The sequence below is a fragment of the Qipengyuania sphaerica genome, from assembly GCF_019711595.1.
In the GTDB taxonomy this organism is placed as follows: domain Bacteria; phylum Pseudomonadota; class Alphaproteobacteria; order Sphingomonadales; family Sphingomonadaceae; genus Qipengyuania; species Qipengyuania sphaerica.
The window spans coordinates 320,871-339,837 of the sequence record NZ_JAIGNR010000003.1; the positions used below are offsets into that span (position 1 = coordinate 320,871).

The following is an 18,967-nucleotide window of genomic DNA, read 5'->3' on the forward strand; positions in this document are numbered from 1 at the left end:
TGCCGGAGCCTTCGTCGTTGCCTTCGCCAACGGTGGCGAGATCGTCTCCGCGATCGCAGCGATTATCTGATGCGCCGCCTGCCCCTCCTCCTTGCGGCTGGGGCACTCGCATTGACCGGCGCCTGCCAGCAGCCCGCGCTTGCCGCCGAGAAGGTGGTCGAAGCCCCTGCCGCCCAGCGCACGGCCAAGGAATCAGGCGGACTCAAGACCGCTATCTTTGCCGGTGGCTGCTTCTGGGGCGTCGAGGCTGTTTTCAGCCACACCAAGGGCGTCACCAGCGCCGTCTCAGGCTATCACGGCGGCACCCAGCGCCAGGCACAGTACAAACTTGTCTCCTCCGGCGTGACCGATCATGTCGAGGCCGTGAAGGTCACCTATGACCCCAAGGTCATTCGCTATGACCAGCTGCTGCGCATCTTCTTCTCGGTGGTGATCGACCCAACGCTCAAGAATCGCCAGGGTCCCGACCGCGGGCCACACTATAATGCCGAGCTGGTCCCGGTTTCCGCCGAGCAGCGCGCGGTGGCGAGCGCCTATCTCGCGCAGCTGAAGAAAAGCGGGAAGTGGGACCGGCCGATCGTAACGAGCATCGAACCGGCGCGCACTTTCTATGCAGCAGAGGAATACCACCAGGACTTTGCCGCCAAGAACCCGCGCCACGGTTATATCGTGCGCTGGGACGCGCCCAAGGTGGCGGCCCTGAAACGCCTCTATCCGGGCGTCTACCGGTCCGAGTTCAAGCGCGACTGACTTGCGAAGCCTCGCGCGCGAGCCTACCTCTCGCCCATGGCAGGACACGCACACGCACATAAGGAACATTCGGGCGACGCGCTGATCGACGCGGCCCGCATGACGCTTACCGACAACGGCGAACAATGGACCGGCATGCGCCAGTCCGTCTTCGAGGAACTCGCGCGGCATGAAAAGCCTGCCAGCGCCTACGACATCGCGGACAATCTCTCGGCGGCGCGTGGAAAGCGGGTGGCGCCCAACAGCGTCTACCGCATCCTCGATCTCTTCGTGCGCACCAATCTCGCCAACCGGATCGAAAGCGCCAACGCCTACCTCGTTAACACGCACCCGGGCTGCCGCCACGATTGCATCTTCCTGATCTGCGACGATTGCGGGAAGGCGACGCACATCGACGATGACCGCGTCACGGGCGCGCTGCGCGAAGCGGGCAAGGACGCAGGCTTTACCGACGTGCGCCCCGTGGTCGAATTGCGCGGCCTGTGCGACGATTGTGCCGCCTGACGGCGCGTCCGAGGCGACGACTGTGCCGCACTACGACAGAACGTGCATTTTTATCGATGAACCGTTCATCGACAGTTTCGAAAACCGAGTGTAGAGCATTCGTATGAGTGAACGCCCCAAGACGCCGCTGCTCGACACGGTCGATACCCCCGCAGACCTTCGCAAGCTTGAGCAGGACCAGCTACGCCAACTGTCGGATGAACTCCGCGCCGAGATGATCGATGCTGTCGGCACGACGGGCGGACACCTTGGTTCGGGCCTTGGCGTGGTCGAGCTGACCACAGCCATCCACTACGTGTTCGACACCCCGACCGACAAGCTCATCTGGGATGTTGGTCACCAGTGTTATCCGCACAAGATCCTCACCGGCCGCCGCGACCGGATTCGCACGCTGCGCCAGGGTGGCGGTCTCAGCGGTTTCACCAAGCGCGCGGAAAGCGAATACGACCCTTTCGGTGCGGCGCACTCCTCGACCTCGATTAGTGCGGCGCTCGGCTTCGCGATGGCGAACAAGATGCAAGGGCGCCCGGGCCGCGGCATCGCGGTAATCGGCGACGGCGCGATGAGCGCCGGCATGGCCTATGAGGCGATGAACAATGCCGAACAGGCAGGCAATCGCCTCGTGGTTATCCTCAACGACAACGACATGTCGATCGCGCCGCCGGTTGGCGGCCTGTCGGCCTATCTGGCGCGCATGGTGTCGAGCAGTGAATACCTCGGCCTGCGCAGCATGGCCTCGCGCATCGCCAAGAAGCTTGGGCGCCGCGTGTGGGGCGGGCTGGAAAAGGCCGAGGAATACGCGCGCGGCATGGTCACCGGCGGGACCATGTTCGAGGAATTGGGCTTCTATTACGTCGGCCCGATCGACGGGCACAATCTCGACCACCTCATCCCCGTGCTCGAAAACGTGCGCGACAGCGAGGAGGGCCCGGTCCTGATCCACGTCGTCACCAAGAAGGGCAAGGGCTACGCACCGGCGGAAAACAGCGCCGACAAGTATCACGGCGTCGCCAAGTTCGATGTCGTCACCGGCGAGCAGAAGAAGTCATCCGGCGGACCGCCCGCCTACCAGAACGTCTTCGGCGAAACGCTCGCCAAGATCGCCGATACCGACCCGCGCATCTGCGCCATCACCGCCGCCATGCCGAGCGGCACGGGAGTCGACAAGTTCGCCAAGGCGCATCCCGACAAGGCCTTCGACGTCGGCATCGCCGAACAGCACGGCGTGACCTTCGCCGCCGGCCTTGCCGCCGAGGGCATGCGTCCCTTCGCCGCGATCTATTCGACCTTCCTCCAGCGCGCCTACGACCAGGTCGTGCACGATGTGGCGATCCAGAACCTGCCCGTGCGCTTCGCCATCGACCGCGCAGGGCTCGTGGGTGCGGACGGCTGCACCCATGCCGGCAGCTTCGACATCACCTATCTCGCTACGCTGCCCAACATGGTCGTCATGGCCGCCGCCGACGAGGCGGAACTGGCCCATATGACCTATACCGCCGCGCAATATGACGACGGCCCCATCGCCTTCCGCTACCCGCGCGGCGCGGGCACCGGCGTTGAGATTCCGGAGAAGCTGGAGAAGCTCGAAATCGGCAAGGGCCGGATTGTACGCGAAGGTTCCAAGGTCGCCATCCTGTCACTCGGCGCGAGACTGGAAGAGGCCAAGAAGGCTGCCGACCAGCTCGAAGCCAAGGGCCTATCCACGACGGTTGCAGACATGCGCTTCGCCAAGCCGCTCGATACTGCGCTGATCGAAAAGCTGATGCGCACCCACGAGGTGGTGGTGACGATCGAGGAAGGCGCCATCGGCGGCCTCGGCGCACACGTGCTGACCTTTGCCTCGGACGAGGGCCTGACCGACACCGGCCTCAAGGTGCGCACCATGCGCCTGCCCGATATCTTCCAGGACCAGGACGATCCGACGAAGCAGTATGACGAGGCGGGTCTCAACGCGCCGCATATCGTCGATACGGTGCTGAATGCGCTGAGGCACAACAGCGCGGGCGTGGAAGAGGCGCGAGCCTGATATTCTTTTTCCGGCCAAACGTGATAGCGAGGCCGAGGAAATCTTTCCGAAGGGAATTCGAATTGTTGAAGATGCGTAGCCGGGTCGCAGCCCTGGCGGCTACCACGATCGGTGTGATCGGTCTGTTCGCAGGACCTGTAAACGCCAATGAACTGGTCAATCGCATGAGCGATCTTGCCTGGGCATTATCGCCCAAACCATACGTGGCGAGCGGCGAGCTTTCCTCGGCGGGACTGGGCGAGTTCCTTTTCGAACAGGACCTTTCGCCCCTTTTGGAGGCCATACCGGACCCGGACCATCAACTGACCTTGTCGAACCGGCTGGGCGACAATCGGCCGCGCTCGCTCAGGCTCCTGCGCTTCGGACTCACCAAGGGGAGCGTCAACGGGACGACCTATTGCTCGGTTGTCGGCCCCAAGAGCTCTACGCAGCGCCTCTGCCTGCTCGACCCTGACGACAATGGGATTTTCGATTACTACGGACGCGCTTTCTCGGCGGAAGGCCAGTTCACTAAGATACAACTGCTCGCGAAGTTCGAACCCATTGCCCTGCCTTATACGACGAAAGCGGCGTCCGGCCCCGGACTGGTTCGTGCCGGGATCATCGTCCATAAAAAGGGCGAAAGCTACCTCGCGCGCTTTGCGGTAGATAATGGCAAGCGTGCCCAGCTTCTGCGAACCTTCGAAGATGTCGGAGGAGTATGGAAGGCTCGCAAGGGTGACGACCCGGGCGTCTCCTTTGATGCGGCGACGCTGCCGACAACCATCCGCCTCCATGGTGCCGAGATCGAAATTCTTGCAGTGGACGGTAAAAGCCTGAGCTATAGGGTCATCAAACCGTTCGCCCAGGACGAGCTCTTTGCCATCGCGCATGGAGGGAGCTTCCAGTAAGGAGCAGGTGGGCGAAGCAAGCGATGCCAAGAGGGGAAAGGAAACGAGTATGAGTCTCCTCGATATCGCAACAGCGGACCACGTCTCCACCCTCACCCTCAACCGTCCCGACAGCATGAACCCGCTCGGCGCGTCGGGGGACGGGGATGCCTTCGTCGCCGCTTGCGATGCCATCAATGCCGATCTCGATGTCCGCTGCGTTATCCTGACCGGCGCGGGGCGCGCCTTTTCTGCGGGTGGCGACATCAAGGCGATGAAGGAAAAGACCGGCAATTTCGGCGGCACCGCGCCTGAAATCGCCGATGGCTATCGCAACAACATCCACAAGATCCTGCGCGCGCTTTACTCGCTGCGCGTGCCGCTGGTTGCGGCGGTCAACGGGCCGGCGATCGGGCTGGGCTGCGACCTTGCCTGCCTCGCCGACATGCGCATCGCCAGCGACAAGGCGAAGTTCGGGGTCACCTTCCTCAAGCTCGGCATCATTCCGGGCGATGGCGGCACGTGGATTCTTCCCCGCATCATCGGCGAGGCGCGAGCTGCGGAGTTGTTCTATACGGGCGATGTGATCGATGCGGCCACAGCGCTCGACTGGGGGCTGGTGAGCCGCGTGGTCGAACATGAGGCGCTGATGGACGAGGCGCAGGCGCTCGCCGCCAAAGTTGCGGCCATGCCCCCGCACGCCTTGCGGCAGGCGAAGAACCTCATGCGGCAGGGACGCTCGGTGACCTATGACGCAGCACTCGAAATGGCTGCCAATGCGCAGGCGCTGATGCACGCGACCGAGGACCATATGGAAGGCGTCAATGCGCTGCTCGAGAAACGCGCCCCGCAGTTTCGGGGTCGATAAATATTGACTAAGTGTATTAATGTAGTAATACACGCCCCATGATCTCGACAGCTGTTTTCGCCATCGCCGCGGCGGGCCCCGTATCTACCTATATCCGCTCGGGACAGGACGGGAGCGAAGCCGAAACGATCGCAGTTTTTGCGCGCGCGCCGGACGAGGTGCATGTCGTGAAGATGCGCGAGCCGTGCACCAGCGCGGCCTATGTTACCGCACGGCTGGATGGCGATACCGGCCAGGTCCTCTCGCTGGCGGGCGGGAGACTGACCCGCGAGCTAGGGCAGGCAGTGCAGGCAAAGCTGAGCCGAGAGGGCGAAGGTGCACTGGTCATCGATGCGGGTGAAGGGAGTCGGGACTGGCACCGGTCCCGGTCGACGAGCGCTGGGTGCTCTACGATTTCGACTTTTCCGAATGGATAGCTCACCCTCCGCGTGAAATCCTGCTCGGTGAGGATTTCGCCGTCGACCTTCCGCTATTCTGGATCAAGAACGGCGTCAGCCTGTCCAATCTCGGCCGGCTGGAAATGACATACGCGGAATCGGGTGAGCATCGCGGAAATCAATTCCACTACTATCACGCAGGCGGCACGGCGCTTGGCTCAGATCGGGGAGAATTCTGGTTCGCCGAGGACGGCCGTCTGCTCGATGCCGTCATGCCCATTCCCAACCATTCCGAATATCGCGACCTTCGCTTGCGCCTGATCGACACGACGCGCGGGGAGCAAGCATGGCGCGCCTTGCTCGCGCGGCATTGGGAAGGCTGCGACTAGTCGCTACGCCCAGCGCCAGATGCCGGCGGGAATTCCGTTCGCATGGATGTGACCATAGGTCGCCGCCAGCCAGATGACGATCCCGCCGATCCACGCGACGGCACCCGCTCGCGCCAATCCGCCAAAGCGCGGCCAGTAACTGGTCTTCGCTTCCCAGCCCGCCCAGGCCTCTCCCATCAGCGCCTCTTTCTTGCGGTCCTGCATGTTTGCGCCGACCACGGCGAGGAAACCAACGGCCCCTGCCATTACCAGCTGCCGAGGGGTTGGGCTGAGCAGAACATGCGTCGCCGCCCATAGCGCGAAGCTCCACATCATCGGGTGGCGGGTGACATGGAAAACACCGTGCGGCTCTTTTGCTGCCAGCTTATCGGCACCGGGTGCAGGCAGGGCGGGATTGCCGATAAAGCTCCCCGCCAGCAGTACGGAGGCGAGCAGCATGATCGCACTCGCCACGATCCAGACGACCTCGCCCATGCCATCCCACAGCGGCTGTCCGCCCGGCCCGACATCGCGAAAGGCCATCACGGCCCAGATGAAAGTGCCTAGCGCGACCAGCGAATAGAGCCCGCGAAACCCGTTCTCGCCGATGGTCTTCACGATCGGCGCGCGCAGCGGATGCGAGAGTGCGAAATGCGTGCCGACGAAGGCAAGCGATGCAGCAGCAAGCGAAGTCAGCGGGTCCATGGCAATTCCTCCCTTGCCCGCATGCCTATCACAGGAAATGCCTAGCGGTCATATCCCTTGGGTAGGTCGCTTTCGTCGAGATCGCGGTAGCGATCGCGCAGGCGCGTGCGATGGTTGCCCAATGGCTGTTCGACACCGTCGATCCAGACCTTCACCGGTGCGCTGTCGAGCTCGAGCGGGTCGCCGTCCCACAGGACGAGGTCGCCCCGTGCGCCGCCCTCCAGCACGCCCGTATCGGCCAGTCCCGCGATCCGCGCCGGGACCGAAGTGATCGTCGCAAATGCCTCGCCCCAGGTCAGACCGGTGGCGCCCGGCACCCGGCTGATCGCAACCATGTTGCCCGCCTGCTGCGGCAGGCCATGCGGCAGGTCGCCGCGCGAATCATAGCCGCCGATCGCCACAGTCACGCCTGCATCGACCATGCGGCCGACATTGCTCTGCGTAGCGGCCATCTGCTCGAAACTCACCGGTAGATCGCGAAGCGCGACCGTTATCACCGGCACGCCTGCCGCAGCGATCCGCTCCGCCACCATCCAGCCTTCGGTCGCGCCGACCAGCACCATGTCCAGCTTGGGGAAGTCCTCGCGCAGCGCGATGGCCGAAAGGATATCGATGGCCCTTTCTACCTTCACGTAAAGTTTCTGCTGTCCGTTCACCACGGGGACGAGGGCCGCTGCGTCGAAGCGCGAGAGCAGCACGTCGCTGTCCCGCTCTGCGCGGCCGGTCATGCGCGGGTCGAGCGGCACGTCGTCGCCGGTGCGGGTGGGGCCGGTGCGCGTATTGCCTGTCAGCCGCGCATCGTCGCCGTAGCGCGCCGCTTCGCGAAGGGCATTGCGCAGCAGGGCATGGGCGGATGTGCGGCTTCCGCCCGCAAGCCGCCCGCCGCGCTCGCCCATTTCGACCACTTGGAAGGCGCGGGGACGCGTGACCGCGTTGAAGTCGGCGCCGAGATCCACGATGGCACCCTGGCCGCCGAATATGCTCGCGCTGGCGATCGGCATGACAGAGGCGCGCGTGACACCGCCCGTCCTTGCAACGGCGATCCCTTGCGAGGCGGGATTGATCACCGGCGAAACGTCGAGTGCGGCAGAGAAGGGCGATCCGCCCGCACCGCGATCGTCGCTGTCGGAAACCGCCTCGACATCGACGATGCCGAGCGTGGTGATGCTGGCGAAAATGCCTGGAGTGACCCACATGCCGGTGCCGTCGATGATCTCGCCCGAACGGACGGGATCGATTTCGCGCCCTACTGAAGCGATCCGTCCGTTGCGAACGACAACCGTGGCGCCCGCGACAGGCTCGCTCCCATCGCCCGCCGCGACCGTGGCGTTCGTGATCGTGAAATCCTGCGCAAGGGCCGGTTGTGCGCACAGGACGAGGCTGGCAGCTGCAAGAAGGATAGCGCACTTCATTTGACGTCTCCTTCACCCGGATGGCCAAGCTCGAAATCGCTCACCGGTCTCAGCGTCGGGTCATGCATGTCATACATCAGCGCCCCGTCGATCCAGACCTTTTCGGGACGCGAATAAACCGACAGCGGGTCGCCGTTCCATAGCACCACGTCGGCCATCTTGCCGGGAGCAAGGCTGCCCGTCATCGCGTCGATGCCCATGGCCTTGGCGGGATTGAGCGTGATCCAGGAGATCACCTCGGCATCGGGAATATCGATCCCCATCCGCCGCCCTGCACCCTGCGCCTTGGCGGCTTCCTGGTTGAGGCGCTGGATGCCCATCTCGTCGTCCGAATGGATCACGGTGCAGGCCCCTGCATTGTGGATCAGGGCAGCGTTCTCGGGGATGGAATCATACTGTTCCATCTTGCCGCCGTACCATTCGGCCCAGACCGCGCTGCAAATGCCGTTTTCGCGCAGCAGGTCGCCGATCTTGTAGCTTTCGACCGCGTGGTGGAAGGTCGAGACGCGGTACCCCATCTCCTTGGCCATATCGATCACGAAGGCCATTTCGTCCGCGCGGTAGCAGTGGTTGTGGACGAGGATCTGGCCTTCGAGCACACCCTTCAGCGTCTCCTTGGCGAGATCGCGCTTCTTGCCATCGTAGGCGCGCGCATCGAGCCATGTCTGCCGGTTGAGCGCGAAATTGCCCATGCGCGTCGCGGGCATCCGGTTGCGGTTTCCGTACACCCGCTTGGGGTTCTCGCCGCAGGCCATCTTGAAGCCATAAGGCGCGCCGGGAAACTTCATCCCCTGCACGGTGCGGCTGGGGACGTTCTTGAGCGTGGCCGATCGCCCGCCCATCAGGTTCGCAGAGCCGGGGAGGATCTGCAGGCTGGTGACGCCGCCATTGGCAAGCGCGCGGCTGAAGCCGGGGTCCTGCGGCCAGACCGAATGTTCGGTCCAGACTTCGGGCGTGGCCGGACTGGTCGCCTCATTCCCGTCCGAATGCGCGTCGACCGCCGGGCTCGGATAATTTCCGAGGTGCGAATGGATGTCGATGATGCCGGGGGTAACGAACTTGCCCGCTGCTTCGATCCGTCGATAGCCCTCCGTCGAGAGGCTCCCATCCCCCACCGCCACGACCTCGCCGTCGCGGAACAGGACGGTGCCATTGTCGATCCGGCCGCCCGCACCGTCGTAAACGGTTGCGCCGACGAGTGCGGTCGGCAGGCCGGGATAGGGCTCGTAAGTCGAGGCGAAAGGCGCCCTCTCATCCACCCCCTTGGGTGCCGTCCAGGCTTTCGTTGATGGCGAGGCGCCTTCGGGTTTCGCCTGTGCGGTAGCGCAGGCTGCGAGGCTCGCCGACAATGCGAGCAGGACGACTTTCTGCATTGGGTCCCCCATAAAAGAACGGGCCGGAGCATTGCTGCCCCGGCCCATCCGGTCAATCACGTTTGTCGGAGCCGACCGGTTATTCGCCGATTGGCCCGATCTCGTGTCAGGCGCGTGTGGTCGGGTGGACGCCCGCTTCCTGCGCTTCGAGGCCGGCACCTGCCTGACCTTCGAGGTCGTCGCCGACATTGTCGTCGCGCAGCGTGTCGAGGTGCATCAGGCGCTTGATCAGCGGGCTGACCACCATCACCGCGACACCGATGCCGACGGCATACCAGCCCACAGTCGAGTAGACGTCGAGGACGACCTGCTTGCCGGCCTCTTCACCCACACCCTCGCCGCCGGTAGCGGCAGCGATCAGGCCGGCTGCGAAGTTACCCGTGGCCGAGGCGAAGAACCAGGTGCCCATGATGAGCGAGGCCATATGGCCCGGGCTCAGGCGGTTCATTGCCGACAGGCCCACGGGGCTGAGGCAGAGTTCGCCGGTCGTGTGCAGCAGGTAGATGAGGAAGATGAAGATGACCGGCGTCGGCACGTTGATGCCGGCGCTTTCCGCGCCCCAGACGAGGACGAGGAAGCCGAGACCCACCTGGATCACGGCGAGGCCGAACTTCATCGGCGTGCTCGGTTCCGCACCCTTGCGCGCGAGACCCTGCCACAGCATCGCGAAGAGCGGTGCCAGCAGCACGATGTAGATCGCGTTGATCGACTGGAACATCGAGGCGTTCACGCCTTGCGTATCGACATGGCGATCGGTGAAGACGTTGAGCGACGAACCCGCCTGCTCGAACAGCGCCCAGAAGACGATCGACACGAGGATAAGGAACATGGCCGCGAAAATGCGGTCACGCTCGTCGGGTGCCAACTTGGTGACTGCTGTGAACAGCACGTATGCCACGAGACCGCCGCCGAAAACGCCAAGGACGGTGCCGACCAGTTCTTGGTACTGGATTGCGAGCCAGCACAGTGCGACCATGGCGAGGCCGAGGCCGTAGACTACGAACTCCTTGCCGCCCTTGATCGCTTCGGGATCCTTTGGCTCGCCCTTGCCCATGAGCAGCGGCTTGCCGACGATGAAGAAAATCAGTCCGATGAGCATGCCGACACCGGCAAGGCCGAAGCCGTATTCCCAGCCATAGGTCTGGCCGAGATAGCCGCAGATGATCGATGCGGTTGCCGCACCGACGTTAATGCCCATGTAGAAGATGGTGTAGGCCGGGTCGCGGCGCACGTCGGTGCGGGCATAGAGCTGTCCGACGATCACCGAGATGTTCGCTTTGAGGAAGCCCGAGCCGACGATGATCAGGGCCAGTGCAGCCCAGAACACATTGATCATGGGGTTGTCCTGGCCGAGCGATCCGTCGCCTTCGAAGGCCATGAAGAAGTGGCCGAAGGTCAGCAGGACGGCGCCGAAAAGCACGGCTTTGCGCTGGCCGATATAGCGGTCGGCCAGATAGCCGCCGACAACCGGTGCGATGTAGACCAGCGCCGTATAGGCCCCGTAGATCACATAGGCCTTCTCTTCCGCGAACATCCAGTGCTGGATGAGGTAGAAGATCAGCAGGGCGCGCATGCCGTAATAGGAGAAGCGCTCCCACATTTCGGCCATGAACAGCAGGAACAGGCCTTTCGGATGCCCGATAACCTCTGCCTGAGGACGCGTGATGAGAACCACGCCGCCGATGAGAAATGCCGCCAGTGCAACGACTGCGACTCTGAATGTCCACATTTCGAACGCTGAGTCGAATGTGAAGAACATGCCTTCGACCATGAAAATGGGGTATCCCTCTATTGTCAATTGCCCGCGTCCGGCGCGGGGTTCTCCCTTGAAGCGGCGCACCCTAGCGTCTCGCGCGCGCATGTGAAGCATTAGTTACAGTCGCGACCACCTTGGCTTCGAGAGCGGTCCCTCCGCGCGGGAACCTTGCGCGCCGCGCTGTATTATGGCACTGAAGCACTATTGTCTGTCCGGGGACCCGTCATGAGCAACCAGTCCAAGCCCGTTTACCTCAAGCTGCGCGACCAGATCGCGGCTGCCATTATCGACGGGCGGTATCCAGAAGGCGAGATGCTGCCATCGGTGCGCGCGCTTGCCGCCGAGCAGGGCGCCAACCCGCTGACGGTGGCCAAGGCCTACCAGCAGTTCCAGAACGACGGGCTGGTCGAGGTGCAGCGCGGTGTCGGAATGTATGTCGCCGATGGCGCGGCCAGAGTACTACGCAATCGCGAACGCGATGCTTTCCTCAGCGAAGAGTGGCCCGAAATTCGCGAACGGATGGACCGCTTGGGGATCGCGCCCGCGGAATTGCTTACCGACGCTTGAGCCGGAAACTGGCTCGGCACTCCAGATTTAACAAAAGCTACCTTGCGGAAATGGCTAGATTCTGCCACTGAATGTTGATGGGGAGCGTCTCGGCGACGGCCACAATGGCCGTAGCAATTCATGAACCGACGATCGTCACGCACGGTCGGGAGAGCGCAAAATGATCCGATCCGAACTTCTGGCAGCCATCGCGGAAGATAATCCCGAACTGCGCGCCGAAGAGGTCGAGCAAGTCGTCGACATTTTCTTCGAGGAAATTTCCGAACGCCTGGCCGAAGGCGGCCGCGTCGAATTGCGCGGTTTCGGCGCGTTCTCGACCCGCGAACGCCAAGCCCGCCAGGGCCGCAACCCGCGTACCGGCGAAGCGGTCGACGTGCCCGCCAAACGCGTGCCCTATTTCAAGCCGGGCAAGGAAATTCGCGAGCGCCTCAACGAGAATTGAGCACGCACCGCTTTCGCTTGGCGATTGCGGGATTCCCATCTTCGCATTAGGCACGCCCCTGCCGGTTCGGCGGGTGTGGCGGAATGGTAGACGCCGGGGACTTAAAATCCCCTGATCCTTGATCGTGTGGGTTCGAGTCCCACCACCCGCACCAATTTTCGCGAACCGATTCTGTACAAGGCGTCCCTCCTGCGCCCGGACGATCGCCATGCACCCCACGCGACCGCTCGCGAGTGGGCTCGGTATTTCAGAGGCTTGGCTTTCCGACTGTCGGGCGCGCTGACAAAACCTTCCGCATCTTTATCCAAGTATTAACCCGTAGCTTCCTATCAAATCGATCAACAGGGGCGCTGGTCCAAGACAAGCGCGAGAGGGGCAGACCTTCCGCGATCTTGGGGGTATTACGAAGATGGATTTTTCCGCAGGATTCCAAGCGGACATGCAGGGTTACGATGGGGCCGAGAAGCGGGGGGCGACGCGCTATACCTCGCTTATCCGTTCGGCGAAGCTGGTGTCCGGGCACGGCGAATTCATCTGCGTTATCCGCGACGTGTCTTCGACCGGCCTTTCGCTGCGGACCTTCCACGCCCTACCCGACGAGCGGATTCTGTCGCTCGAACTGCAAAACGGCGAAACCTACGAGATCACCGAAACCCGCCGCAACGGTCGCGAGGCGAGCTATCGTTTCGATCGCCCGGTCACGGTCGAGCGGCTGATCCACGAAAGCTGGAACTTTCCCAAGCGCCAGCTGCGCCTGAACATCGCCGTGCCGCTGCAGCTATCCTCGCTGTCCGGCGGCGGCGAAGCGGAGACGGTAAACCTGTCGCAGCAGGGCGCACGCGTCACCTGCGACGCCCCCTTCGCCATCGACCAGTCGATCCGGGTCACCTCGGACAGTTTCCCCGAAACCCGGGCAAAGGTTCGCTGGCGCAAGGACAAGAGTTACGGGCTAGTGTTCGAGAACACCTTCTCGCTGCGTGAATTCGCGCTGATGGCGGCATCGGTCCAGTGCCCGGGCTTGCTTGAGGAAACGCCCGACGCCGCCTGAAAATGCGAATTATTTTGTGATCGCGGCCCGGCGTTAACTTCCCCCTAACCATTTTCCTTCACTCCCGGTCAGGCAAGAAAACTCGGGGGTATAAATGACTACGACAAACAAATCGCTCAAAGTCGATGTTGCTATCATCGGGGCTGGTCCTGCAGGCCTCACGGCTGGCTACCTGCTGACCAAGCAGGGCAAGACCGTGGCGATCATCGAGAAAGACGATACCTACGTTGGCGGCATCAGCCGCACGGTCGAACACGAGGGCTACCGCTTCGACATCGGCGGGCACCGCTTCTTCTCGAAGAGCCAGCAGGTTGTCGACCTGTGGAACGAGATCCTTGGCGAAGACGATTTCATCCAGCGCCCGCGCATGAGCCGCATCTATTACGAAGGCAAGTTCTACAGCTATCCGCTGCGTGCCTTCGAGGCCCTGTGGAACCTCGGCATCCTGCGCTCGACTGTCTGCATGGCGAGCTACCTCCAGTACAAACTCTTCCCCAAGAAGGACGTGAAGAGCTTCGAGGACTGGACCGTCAACCAGTTCGGCCACAAGCTCTATTCGATCTTCTTCAAGACCTATACCGAGAAGGTGTGGGGCATGCCCTGCGACGAGATGAGCGCAGACTGGGCCGCACAGCGTATCAAGGGTCTTTCGCTCTGGGGTGCCGTTGTCGATGGCCTCAAGCGTTCGCTCGGCCTCAACAAGAAGCCGAACGACGGCCAGGCTGTGAAGACGCTGCTCGAAACCTTCCGCTACCCGCGTCTCGGCCCGGGCATGATGTGGGATGCCGCACGCGACAAGATCCTCGCCACCGGCAAGGGCCATGTGATCATGGGTCACGGCCTCAAGCAGCTTGCCAGCGACGGCAAGGGCGGCTGGCGCATGAGCGCAGAAGGCCCCGATGGCGAAGTGGTGATCGAAGCCGCCCACGCCATCAGCTCGGCCCCGATGCGCGAACTCTCCAAGCGCCTGCACCCGCTGCCGCAGTCCACGCTGCAGGCGAACGATCTCAAGTACCGCGACTTCCTTACCGTCGCTTTGATGGTCGAGGGCGAGGACCTGTTCCCGGACAACTGGATCTACATCCACGACAGCAAGGTGAAGGTCGGCCGCGTGCAGAACTTCCGTAGCTGGTCGCCGGAGATGATCCCCGACGAAGACATGGCCTGCGTCGGTCTCGAATATTTCTGCTTCGAAGGCGACGGATTGTGGTCGATGGAAGACGAGGATCTCGTCAGCCTCGCCACCGACGAGATGGAAATCCTCGGTCTCGTCGACCGCAAGAAGGTCAAGTCGGGCGCCGTGGTTCGCCAGGAAAAGGCCTATCCGGTCTATGACGAGACCTATGCCGCCAATGTCGATGCCATGCGCCGCGAACTGGAGGAAAAGCATCCGACGCTGCACCTCGTGGGCCGCAACGGCATGCACCGCTACAACAACCAGGACCACGCGATGATGACCGCCATGCTGACGGTCGAAAACATCCTCGCCGGCGAACGTGTCTACGACACCTGGTGCGTGAATGAGGATGCCGAGTATCACGAGGCAGGCGACGAAGGTGCGGAAACCGCGCTTCCCAATCGCCAGCTCACCGAGGACCAGGCAGCCGCTCTCAATTCGGTGCGCGACGTGCCGACCAAGGTCGCCGAAGGCGATCGCGAAGCGGCGTAAGACGGGTCACGGGGGGGGCTCGCCATGACGGAGATCATTTCAAGGCTCCAGCGCATACGTCTCATCCGCTACGGGTTTGCCAGTGTGGCAGCCCTGGCGGTGGACATGGGAGCGTTCCTCGCACTGCTCGCATTCATGGTCCCGGCCGCCATCGCTTCGGCGGCGGCTTACAGCGCCGGGATCGTGACGCACTGGCTGTTTTCGAGCCGCACCGTCTTCACCGATACGGTGGCCGCGCGCGGTCCCGAACGCACCCGCCAGAAAGCGCTCTTCGTGGTTTCGGCGCTGGTCGGCCTCGCCCTCACCATCGCCATCGTCGGCGCAGCCGACCTGGCCGGGATCGATCCGCGGCTGGCCAAGCTTGTGGCGATCGTCGTGAGCTTTGCGGCAACCTGGCTCTTGCGCAGCCGCCTCGTTTTCCGCTCTACGCCCTGACATGACCGCCGATCGTCGCACCCGGCCCGGGGAATTTCCCGGAAGAGCCCTGTTCTTCGCGTTCCTGACGGTCGCCGCAATCCTGTTCATTTCGGGCATCGACCGGTTGGTGGAGCGCCAGTTCCCCGATCCCGACGATGTCTTGCGGCTGGTCCAGGTACGCGACGTGTTCGCAGGACAGGGGTGGTTCGACCCCACCCAATACAGGATCGATCCGCCCCATGGCACGCCCATGCACTGGTCGCGGCTGGTCGATGCGCCGATACTCTTCGTAATGGTTTTGCTGACCCCGCTCGTTGGGCAGGCCATGGCGGAGACCGCAGCGCTGATAATCGTGCCGCTGGTGACATTCGGCCTCACCGCAGCAATCCTTGGCAGGCTGGCCTGGCGATTGCTGGGAACGCGGGCCGCGATCTTCGCGGTTCTGGCTTGCGGTTTCCTTCCGCCGGTCCTGTTCCAATTCCGTCCGATGCGGATCGATCATCACGGCTGGCAGATATTCAGTGTCACGCTTGCGCTATGGGCGATCAGCTGGCGCGACGCACGCAAGGGCGGCTGGGTGGCCGGCCTTGCCATGGCCTTCGGCCTCAGCATTTCTCTCGAGGTGCTCCCGATGGCAGGGGCATTCGGCGGCGTGCTGTTCCTGCGCTGGTGGCAGGATGCCGGCCGGCGAGACTGGCTGGTCGCATTCATGCAGGCGCTCTCGGGCGGCTTGGCTTTCTTCTATCTGGCGACCCGCGGGCTTTCGCCGATCGAATATTGCGATGCCATATCGCCTGCGCATATCGCATTCTTCCTCGTCGCGGCCCTGGGCACATGGCTGGTTGCGAAAGCCGGCAGCTTGCGCGGACTGGCACTCGTTTTCCTCTTCGCACTGGTTGCGGCGGCAGGTTTGGGCGTGTTCGCGCTCATGTCGCCGGACTGTCTCGCGACGCCTTTCGCCAGACTCGATCCGGCTGTCGACCAGTTCTGGTACCGCCGCGTTCTCGAAGGCCAGCCGTTCTGGGAACAGGCGGCCAATTACGTCATTCCGATGCTTATCCAGTTTGCGGCCGCGATCGGCGCGACAGTGGTTTTGAGGATGCGCTCGCACGACTGGTTGCGAAGCTGGTGGACCGATTACCTCCTGGTGCTGGTCGCGGCCTTCGTACTCTCGCTACTGGTCGCTCGCTCTGCCGCAATCGCTGCAATGATCGCGACCATTCCGCTCGGCTGGCTGGCATCGAGCATGCTGCTCGGCTTGAGGCAGGCCGCCAGCACCGCTCGGAAACTTGCGATCGCACTCGCCTTCCTGCTGCTGCTGGCGCCCTATGCCCCGGTGACGCTGTATTCGATGGCACTACCCACCGAAGAGAACATGGCATTCCGGCAGGCGAATCTTGGCGAGGCGGAATGCCGGGTTCGCGAACAGGTTCCGCTGCTCGATGCTATCCCGGCTACTACGATCTTCACGCCGCTCGACATCGGGCCGACGGTGCTACTCGGCAGCCATCATTCGGTCGTGGCGACGGGCCACCATCGTTCCGAAGAGGCGATGGCTGACGTGATCAACGCGTTCTTGTGGAGTCCGGACGAGGCGGAACCGATTGTGAAGCGCCATGCCGATTACCTGGCTCTGTGCGCGGATCTGACCGAGACCCTGCTTTACGAAAACGGCAATCCCGAGGGGCTGGGCGCGCTGCTGAAGGCCGGAGGCCATCCCGACTGGCTGGAGCCGGTCGACCTCGGGCAGAGCGAACAGTTCCTGCTGTTTCGCGTGACCGACTAGGCCGCGACGAAATCCATCGCCACGCCATTGATGCAATGGCGCTTGCCGGTGGGGCGGGGACCGTCATTGAAGATATGCCCGAGATGCCCGCCGCAATCGGCGCAGTGCACTTCGGTGCGCGGATAGCCGATCTTGTAATCGGTGCTCGTTCCCACCGCGTCGCTGTCGATCGCCTTCCAGAAGCTGGGCCAGCCGGTCTTCGAATCGTATTTGGTTTTCGAGGAATAAAGCGCGTTTCCGCACCCGGCGCACACGAAGGTGCCCGCGCGCTTCTCGTCATTGAGCGGCGAGGAATAGGGCCGCTCGGTTCCCGCTTCGCGCAGGACGTAGAATTCGCTCTTGGTCAGCTTCTTGCGCCATTCTCCCTCGCTCAGCGAGACGGGGAAGTCCTTCGCATTGGCTTCGCTCGATCCGCATGCGGCAAGCGTCGAGGCGGCAACTCCCGAGCCAAGCAGGCCGAGGAAGGTGCGGCGATTGTGCGATTGGTCGTGCATGGGCTCATCCATAGGCTTCTGCCCATGAATACGCCCGGAACAGGCAAAAGGTTACCTCAGAACTCGGTAATCTCGACTTCGAGCTTGCGGAAACCATGGACGAAATTCGCCCGGACGCGCTCGATATCGCCTGCGACATGCACGCGCATGCGGCGCTTGTGCAGTTCCTCGAGCAGGATGCGCAGCTGGAGTTCGGCAAGCCGCGCTCCGACGCAGCGGTGGATGCCGTAGCCGAAGGCGATGTGCCGCCGCGCATTCTCGCGGGTAATGTCGAGCTTGTCGGGGTTCTCGAAGACCTGCTCGTCGCGGTTCGCCGAGAGGTACCAGAGCACGACCTTGTCGCCCTTCTTGATCTGCTGGCCGAAGACCTCGGTATCCTCGGTGCAGGTGCGGCGCATGTGCGCGAGCGGGGTCTGCATGCGCAGGATTTCCTGCACGGCATTGGGAATGAGGTCGGGCTGCTGCTCGAACAGCTTGCGCTGGTCGGGGTTTTTGTCGAGCTGGTAGATGATGCCGCTCATCGAATTGCGGGTGGTATCGTTGCCGCCGACGATGAGGAGGACCAGATTGCCCATGAACTCTTCCGGGCTCATCTGGTTCATCGCTTCCGAATGGATCATCATCGAGATGAGATCGTCGCCCGGCTCCTTGTCGTGCGTGCGCTCGATCCACAGCGACTGGAAATAGGCACCCATCTCATGGAGGAAGCCCCAGCGCATCTGGTCGAGTTCGCGCACGGTGGCCAGCTCGGTATCGCCCGACCAGTCGGACCAGAAGGTCAGCAGGCGGCGGTCCTCCCACGGGAAGCCGAACAGGATCGCGAGCATGCCGGTGGTGAGCTCGATCGAGACCTTGTCGACCCAGTCGAAGACCTCGCCGCGCGGGAGCGAATCGAGCAGTTCGCCGGTGCGCTGGCGGATTTCCGGCTCCATCTCGGTCATGCCGCTGGGAGTGAACTTGGGCGCGACAGTACGGCGCTGGCCAGTGTGCTGCGGACGGTCCATGGCGATGAACATCGGCAATTCGCGCCGTTCGATGCCGCTTTCGGCGAGCTCTTCTTCGGTTAGGCGGTTGAGAATGGTGATCCCGCCGTATTCCCAGCTGGACGAGAAGATGTCGGGCAGCGCCTCGATATGCTGGATCGCCTTGTGCTGGACCACCGCCCAATAGGGGCCGAACGGGCTTTCATCGATATAATGAAGGGGCCCCGCCTCGCGCATTTCCCGGAAAATCGGCTGCCAGGTATTGTCGGCATAGATATCGCTGCGGCTCACATCCCATTTGTGCGGATGTTCGGGCCGCTGTTCGGGATGCTCCTCGAAATGCTTCTTCAGCGCTTCGTAGGCGGTGGGGCTCGAACGGACTTCGGGCCGCTGGGGGGCGATGGTGGCCATGTCTCTCTCCCGGGCGGGAATCCGCGAAATTGGATTGCCGCTCTCTCATGCGCATCCTGCCTTAACTGACACGGGTGTCAATAGTGCGTTGCAAAAGAGAACCTAATGTCGCCGCCGGGAGCTGTCTTGGACCCTCCCGACA

18 protein-coding genes, 1 tRNA gene and 1 pseudogene are annotated in these 18,967 nt (G+C 63.0%); 14 read left to right on the top strand and 6 right to left on the bottom strand.

Annotated elements, in window-relative coordinates; translation table 11 throughout:
• The first annotated feature begins 69 nt into the window (after positions 1–69).
• From msrA to K3178_RS11485, 7 genes are all read left to right on the top strand, one after another.
• The gene (gene msrA, locus K3178_RS11455) at positions 70–750 is read left to right on the top strand and encodes a peptide-methionine (S)-S-oxide reductase MsrA (RefSeq protein WP_221571551.1); all 681 of its coding nucleotides are present in this window, start codon (positions 70–72) and stop codon (positions 748–750) included.
• Positions 751–786: 36 nt separating this feature from the next.
• Positions 787–1,254 carry a Fur family transcriptional regulator gene (locus K3178_RS11460; protein WP_221571552.1) on the top strand — a complete coding sequence of 156 codons (468 nt, stop codon included), beginning with the start codon at positions 787–789 and terminating at the stop codon, positions 1,252–1,254.
• 103 nt (positions 1,255–1,357) lie between these two features.
• A complete protein-coding gene (gene dxs / locus K3178_RS11465) occupies positions 1,358–3,280 on the top strand; it encodes a 1-deoxy-D-xylulose-5-phosphate synthase (protein WP_221571553.1) in 1,923 nt (640 codons plus the stop codon).
• A 62-nt stretch (positions 3,281–3,342) separates the two neighbouring features.
• Positions 3,343–4,170: a hypothetical protein gene (locus K3178_RS11470; RefSeq protein WP_221571554.1), complete on the top strand. Its 828-nt coding sequence runs from the start codon at positions 3,343–3,345 to the stop codon at positions 4,168–4,170.
• 49 nt (positions 4,171–4,219) lie between these two features.
• Complete coding sequence (locus K3178_RS11475; RefSeq protein WP_221571555.1) at positions 4,220–5,017, top strand: crotonase/enoyl-CoA hydratase family protein; 798 nt, start codon at positions 4,220–4,222, stop codon at positions 5,015–5,017.
• Positions 5,018–5,055: 38 nt separating this feature from the next.
• Positions 5,056–5,433 carry a hypothetical protein gene (locus tag K3178_RS11480; RefSeq protein ID WP_221571556.1) on the top strand — a complete coding sequence of 126 codons (378 nt, stop codon included), beginning with the start codon at positions 5,056–5,058 and terminating at the stop codon, positions 5,431–5,433.
• Entirely contained in the window at positions 5,400–5,783 is a 384-nt protein-coding gene (locus K3178_RS11485; RefSeq protein ID WP_221571557.1) for a hypothetical protein, read from the top strand. The genes K3178_RS11480 and K3178_RS11485 overlap by 34 nt, the downstream gene beginning before the upstream one ends.
• A gap of 3 nt (positions 5,784–5,786) precedes the next feature.
• Here the strand turns inward: K3178_RS11485 and K3178_RS11490 are convergent, their stop codons facing one another.
• The 4 genes from K3178_RS11490 to K3178_RS11505 all read right to left on the bottom strand — a co-directional run bounded on the left by K3178_RS11490 (position 5,787) and on the right by K3178_RS11505 (position 11,023).
• Positions 5,787–6,467 (bottom strand): NnrU family protein, encoded by a 681-nt coding sequence (locus tag K3178_RS11490; protein ID WP_221571558.1) that lies wholly within the window; start codon positions 6,465–6,467, stop codon positions 5,787–5,789.
• 41 nt (positions 6,468–6,508) lie between these two features.
• Positions 6,509–7,879 carry an amidohydrolase family protein gene (locus K3178_RS11495; RefSeq protein ID WP_221571559.1) on the bottom strand — a complete coding sequence of 457 codons (1,371 nt, stop codon included), beginning with the start codon at positions 7,877–7,879 and terminating at the stop codon, positions 6,509–6,511.
• The gene (locus K3178_RS11500; protein ID WP_247713734.1) at positions 7,876–9,252 is read right to left on the bottom strand and encodes an amidohydrolase; all 1,377 of its coding nucleotides are present in this window, start codon (positions 9,250–9,252) and stop codon (positions 7,876–7,878) included. Before K3178_RS11500 ends, K3178_RS11495 begins: the two co-directional genes overlap by 4 nt.
• Positions 9,253–9,358: 106 nt before the next feature.
• A complete protein-coding gene (locus tag K3178_RS11505; protein ID WP_221571561.1) occupies positions 9,359–11,023 on the bottom strand; it encodes a peptide MFS transporter in 1,665 nt (554 codons plus the stop codon).
• A gap of 210 nt (positions 11,024–11,233) precedes the next feature.
• Here K3178_RS11505 and K3178_RS11510 point away from each other — a divergent pair, with 210 nt between their 5' ends.
• From K3178_RS11510 to K3178_RS11540, 7 genes and pseudogenes are all read left to right on the top strand, one after another.
• A complete protein-coding gene (locus K3178_RS11510; protein ID WP_221571562.1) occupies positions 11,234–11,575 on the top strand; it encodes a GntR family transcriptional regulator in 342 nt (113 codons plus the stop codon).
• Between the two features lie 142 nt (positions 11,576–11,717).
• A pseudogene (locus K3178_RS11515) lies at positions 11,718–12,017 on the top strand (integration host factor subunit beta); the annotation flags it as partial.
• Positions 12,018–12,086: 69 nt separating this feature from the next.
• Positions 12,087–12,171: transfer RNA gene (locus K3178_RS11520), tRNA-Leu, on the top strand.
• A 255-nt stretch (positions 12,172–12,426) separates the two neighbouring features.
• Positions 12,427–13,065, top strand: coding sequence for a PilZ domain-containing protein (locus tag K3178_RS11525; RefSeq protein WP_221571564.1), 639 nt, complete (start codon positions 12,427–12,429; stop codon positions 13,063–13,065).
• A 94-nt stretch (positions 13,066–13,159) separates the two neighbouring features.
• Complete coding sequence (locus K3178_RS11530; protein ID WP_221571565.1) at positions 13,160–14,734, top strand: NAD(P)/FAD-dependent oxidoreductase; 1,575 nt, start codon at positions 13,160–13,162, stop codon at positions 14,732–14,734.
• A 24-nt stretch (positions 14,735–14,758) separates the two neighbouring features.
• Positions 14,759–15,169: a GtrA family protein gene (locus K3178_RS11535; RefSeq protein WP_221571566.1), complete on the top strand. Its 411-nt coding sequence runs from the start codon at positions 14,759–14,761 to the stop codon at positions 15,167–15,169.
• Position 15,170: 1 nt separating this feature from the next.
• Entirely contained in the window at positions 15,171–16,937 is a 1,767-nt protein-coding gene (locus tag K3178_RS11540) for a hypothetical protein (protein WP_221571567.1), read from the top strand.
• Here K3178_RS11540 and msrB read toward each other — a convergent pair.
• The gene (gene msrB / locus K3178_RS11545; protein WP_247713735.1) at positions 16,934–17,443 is read right to left on the bottom strand and encodes a peptide-methionine (R)-S-oxide reductase MsrB; all 510 of its coding nucleotides are present in this window, start codon (positions 17,441–17,443) and stop codon (positions 16,934–16,936) included. The genes K3178_RS11540 and msrB overlap by 4 nt on opposite strands.
• Positions 17,444–17,487: 44 nt before the next feature.
• Complete coding sequence (locus K3178_RS11550; RefSeq protein WP_221571568.1) at positions 17,488–18,825, bottom strand: cytochrome P450; 1,338 nt, start codon at positions 18,823–18,825, stop codon at positions 17,488–17,490.
• Positions 18,826–18,967 lie beyond the last annotated feature (142 nt).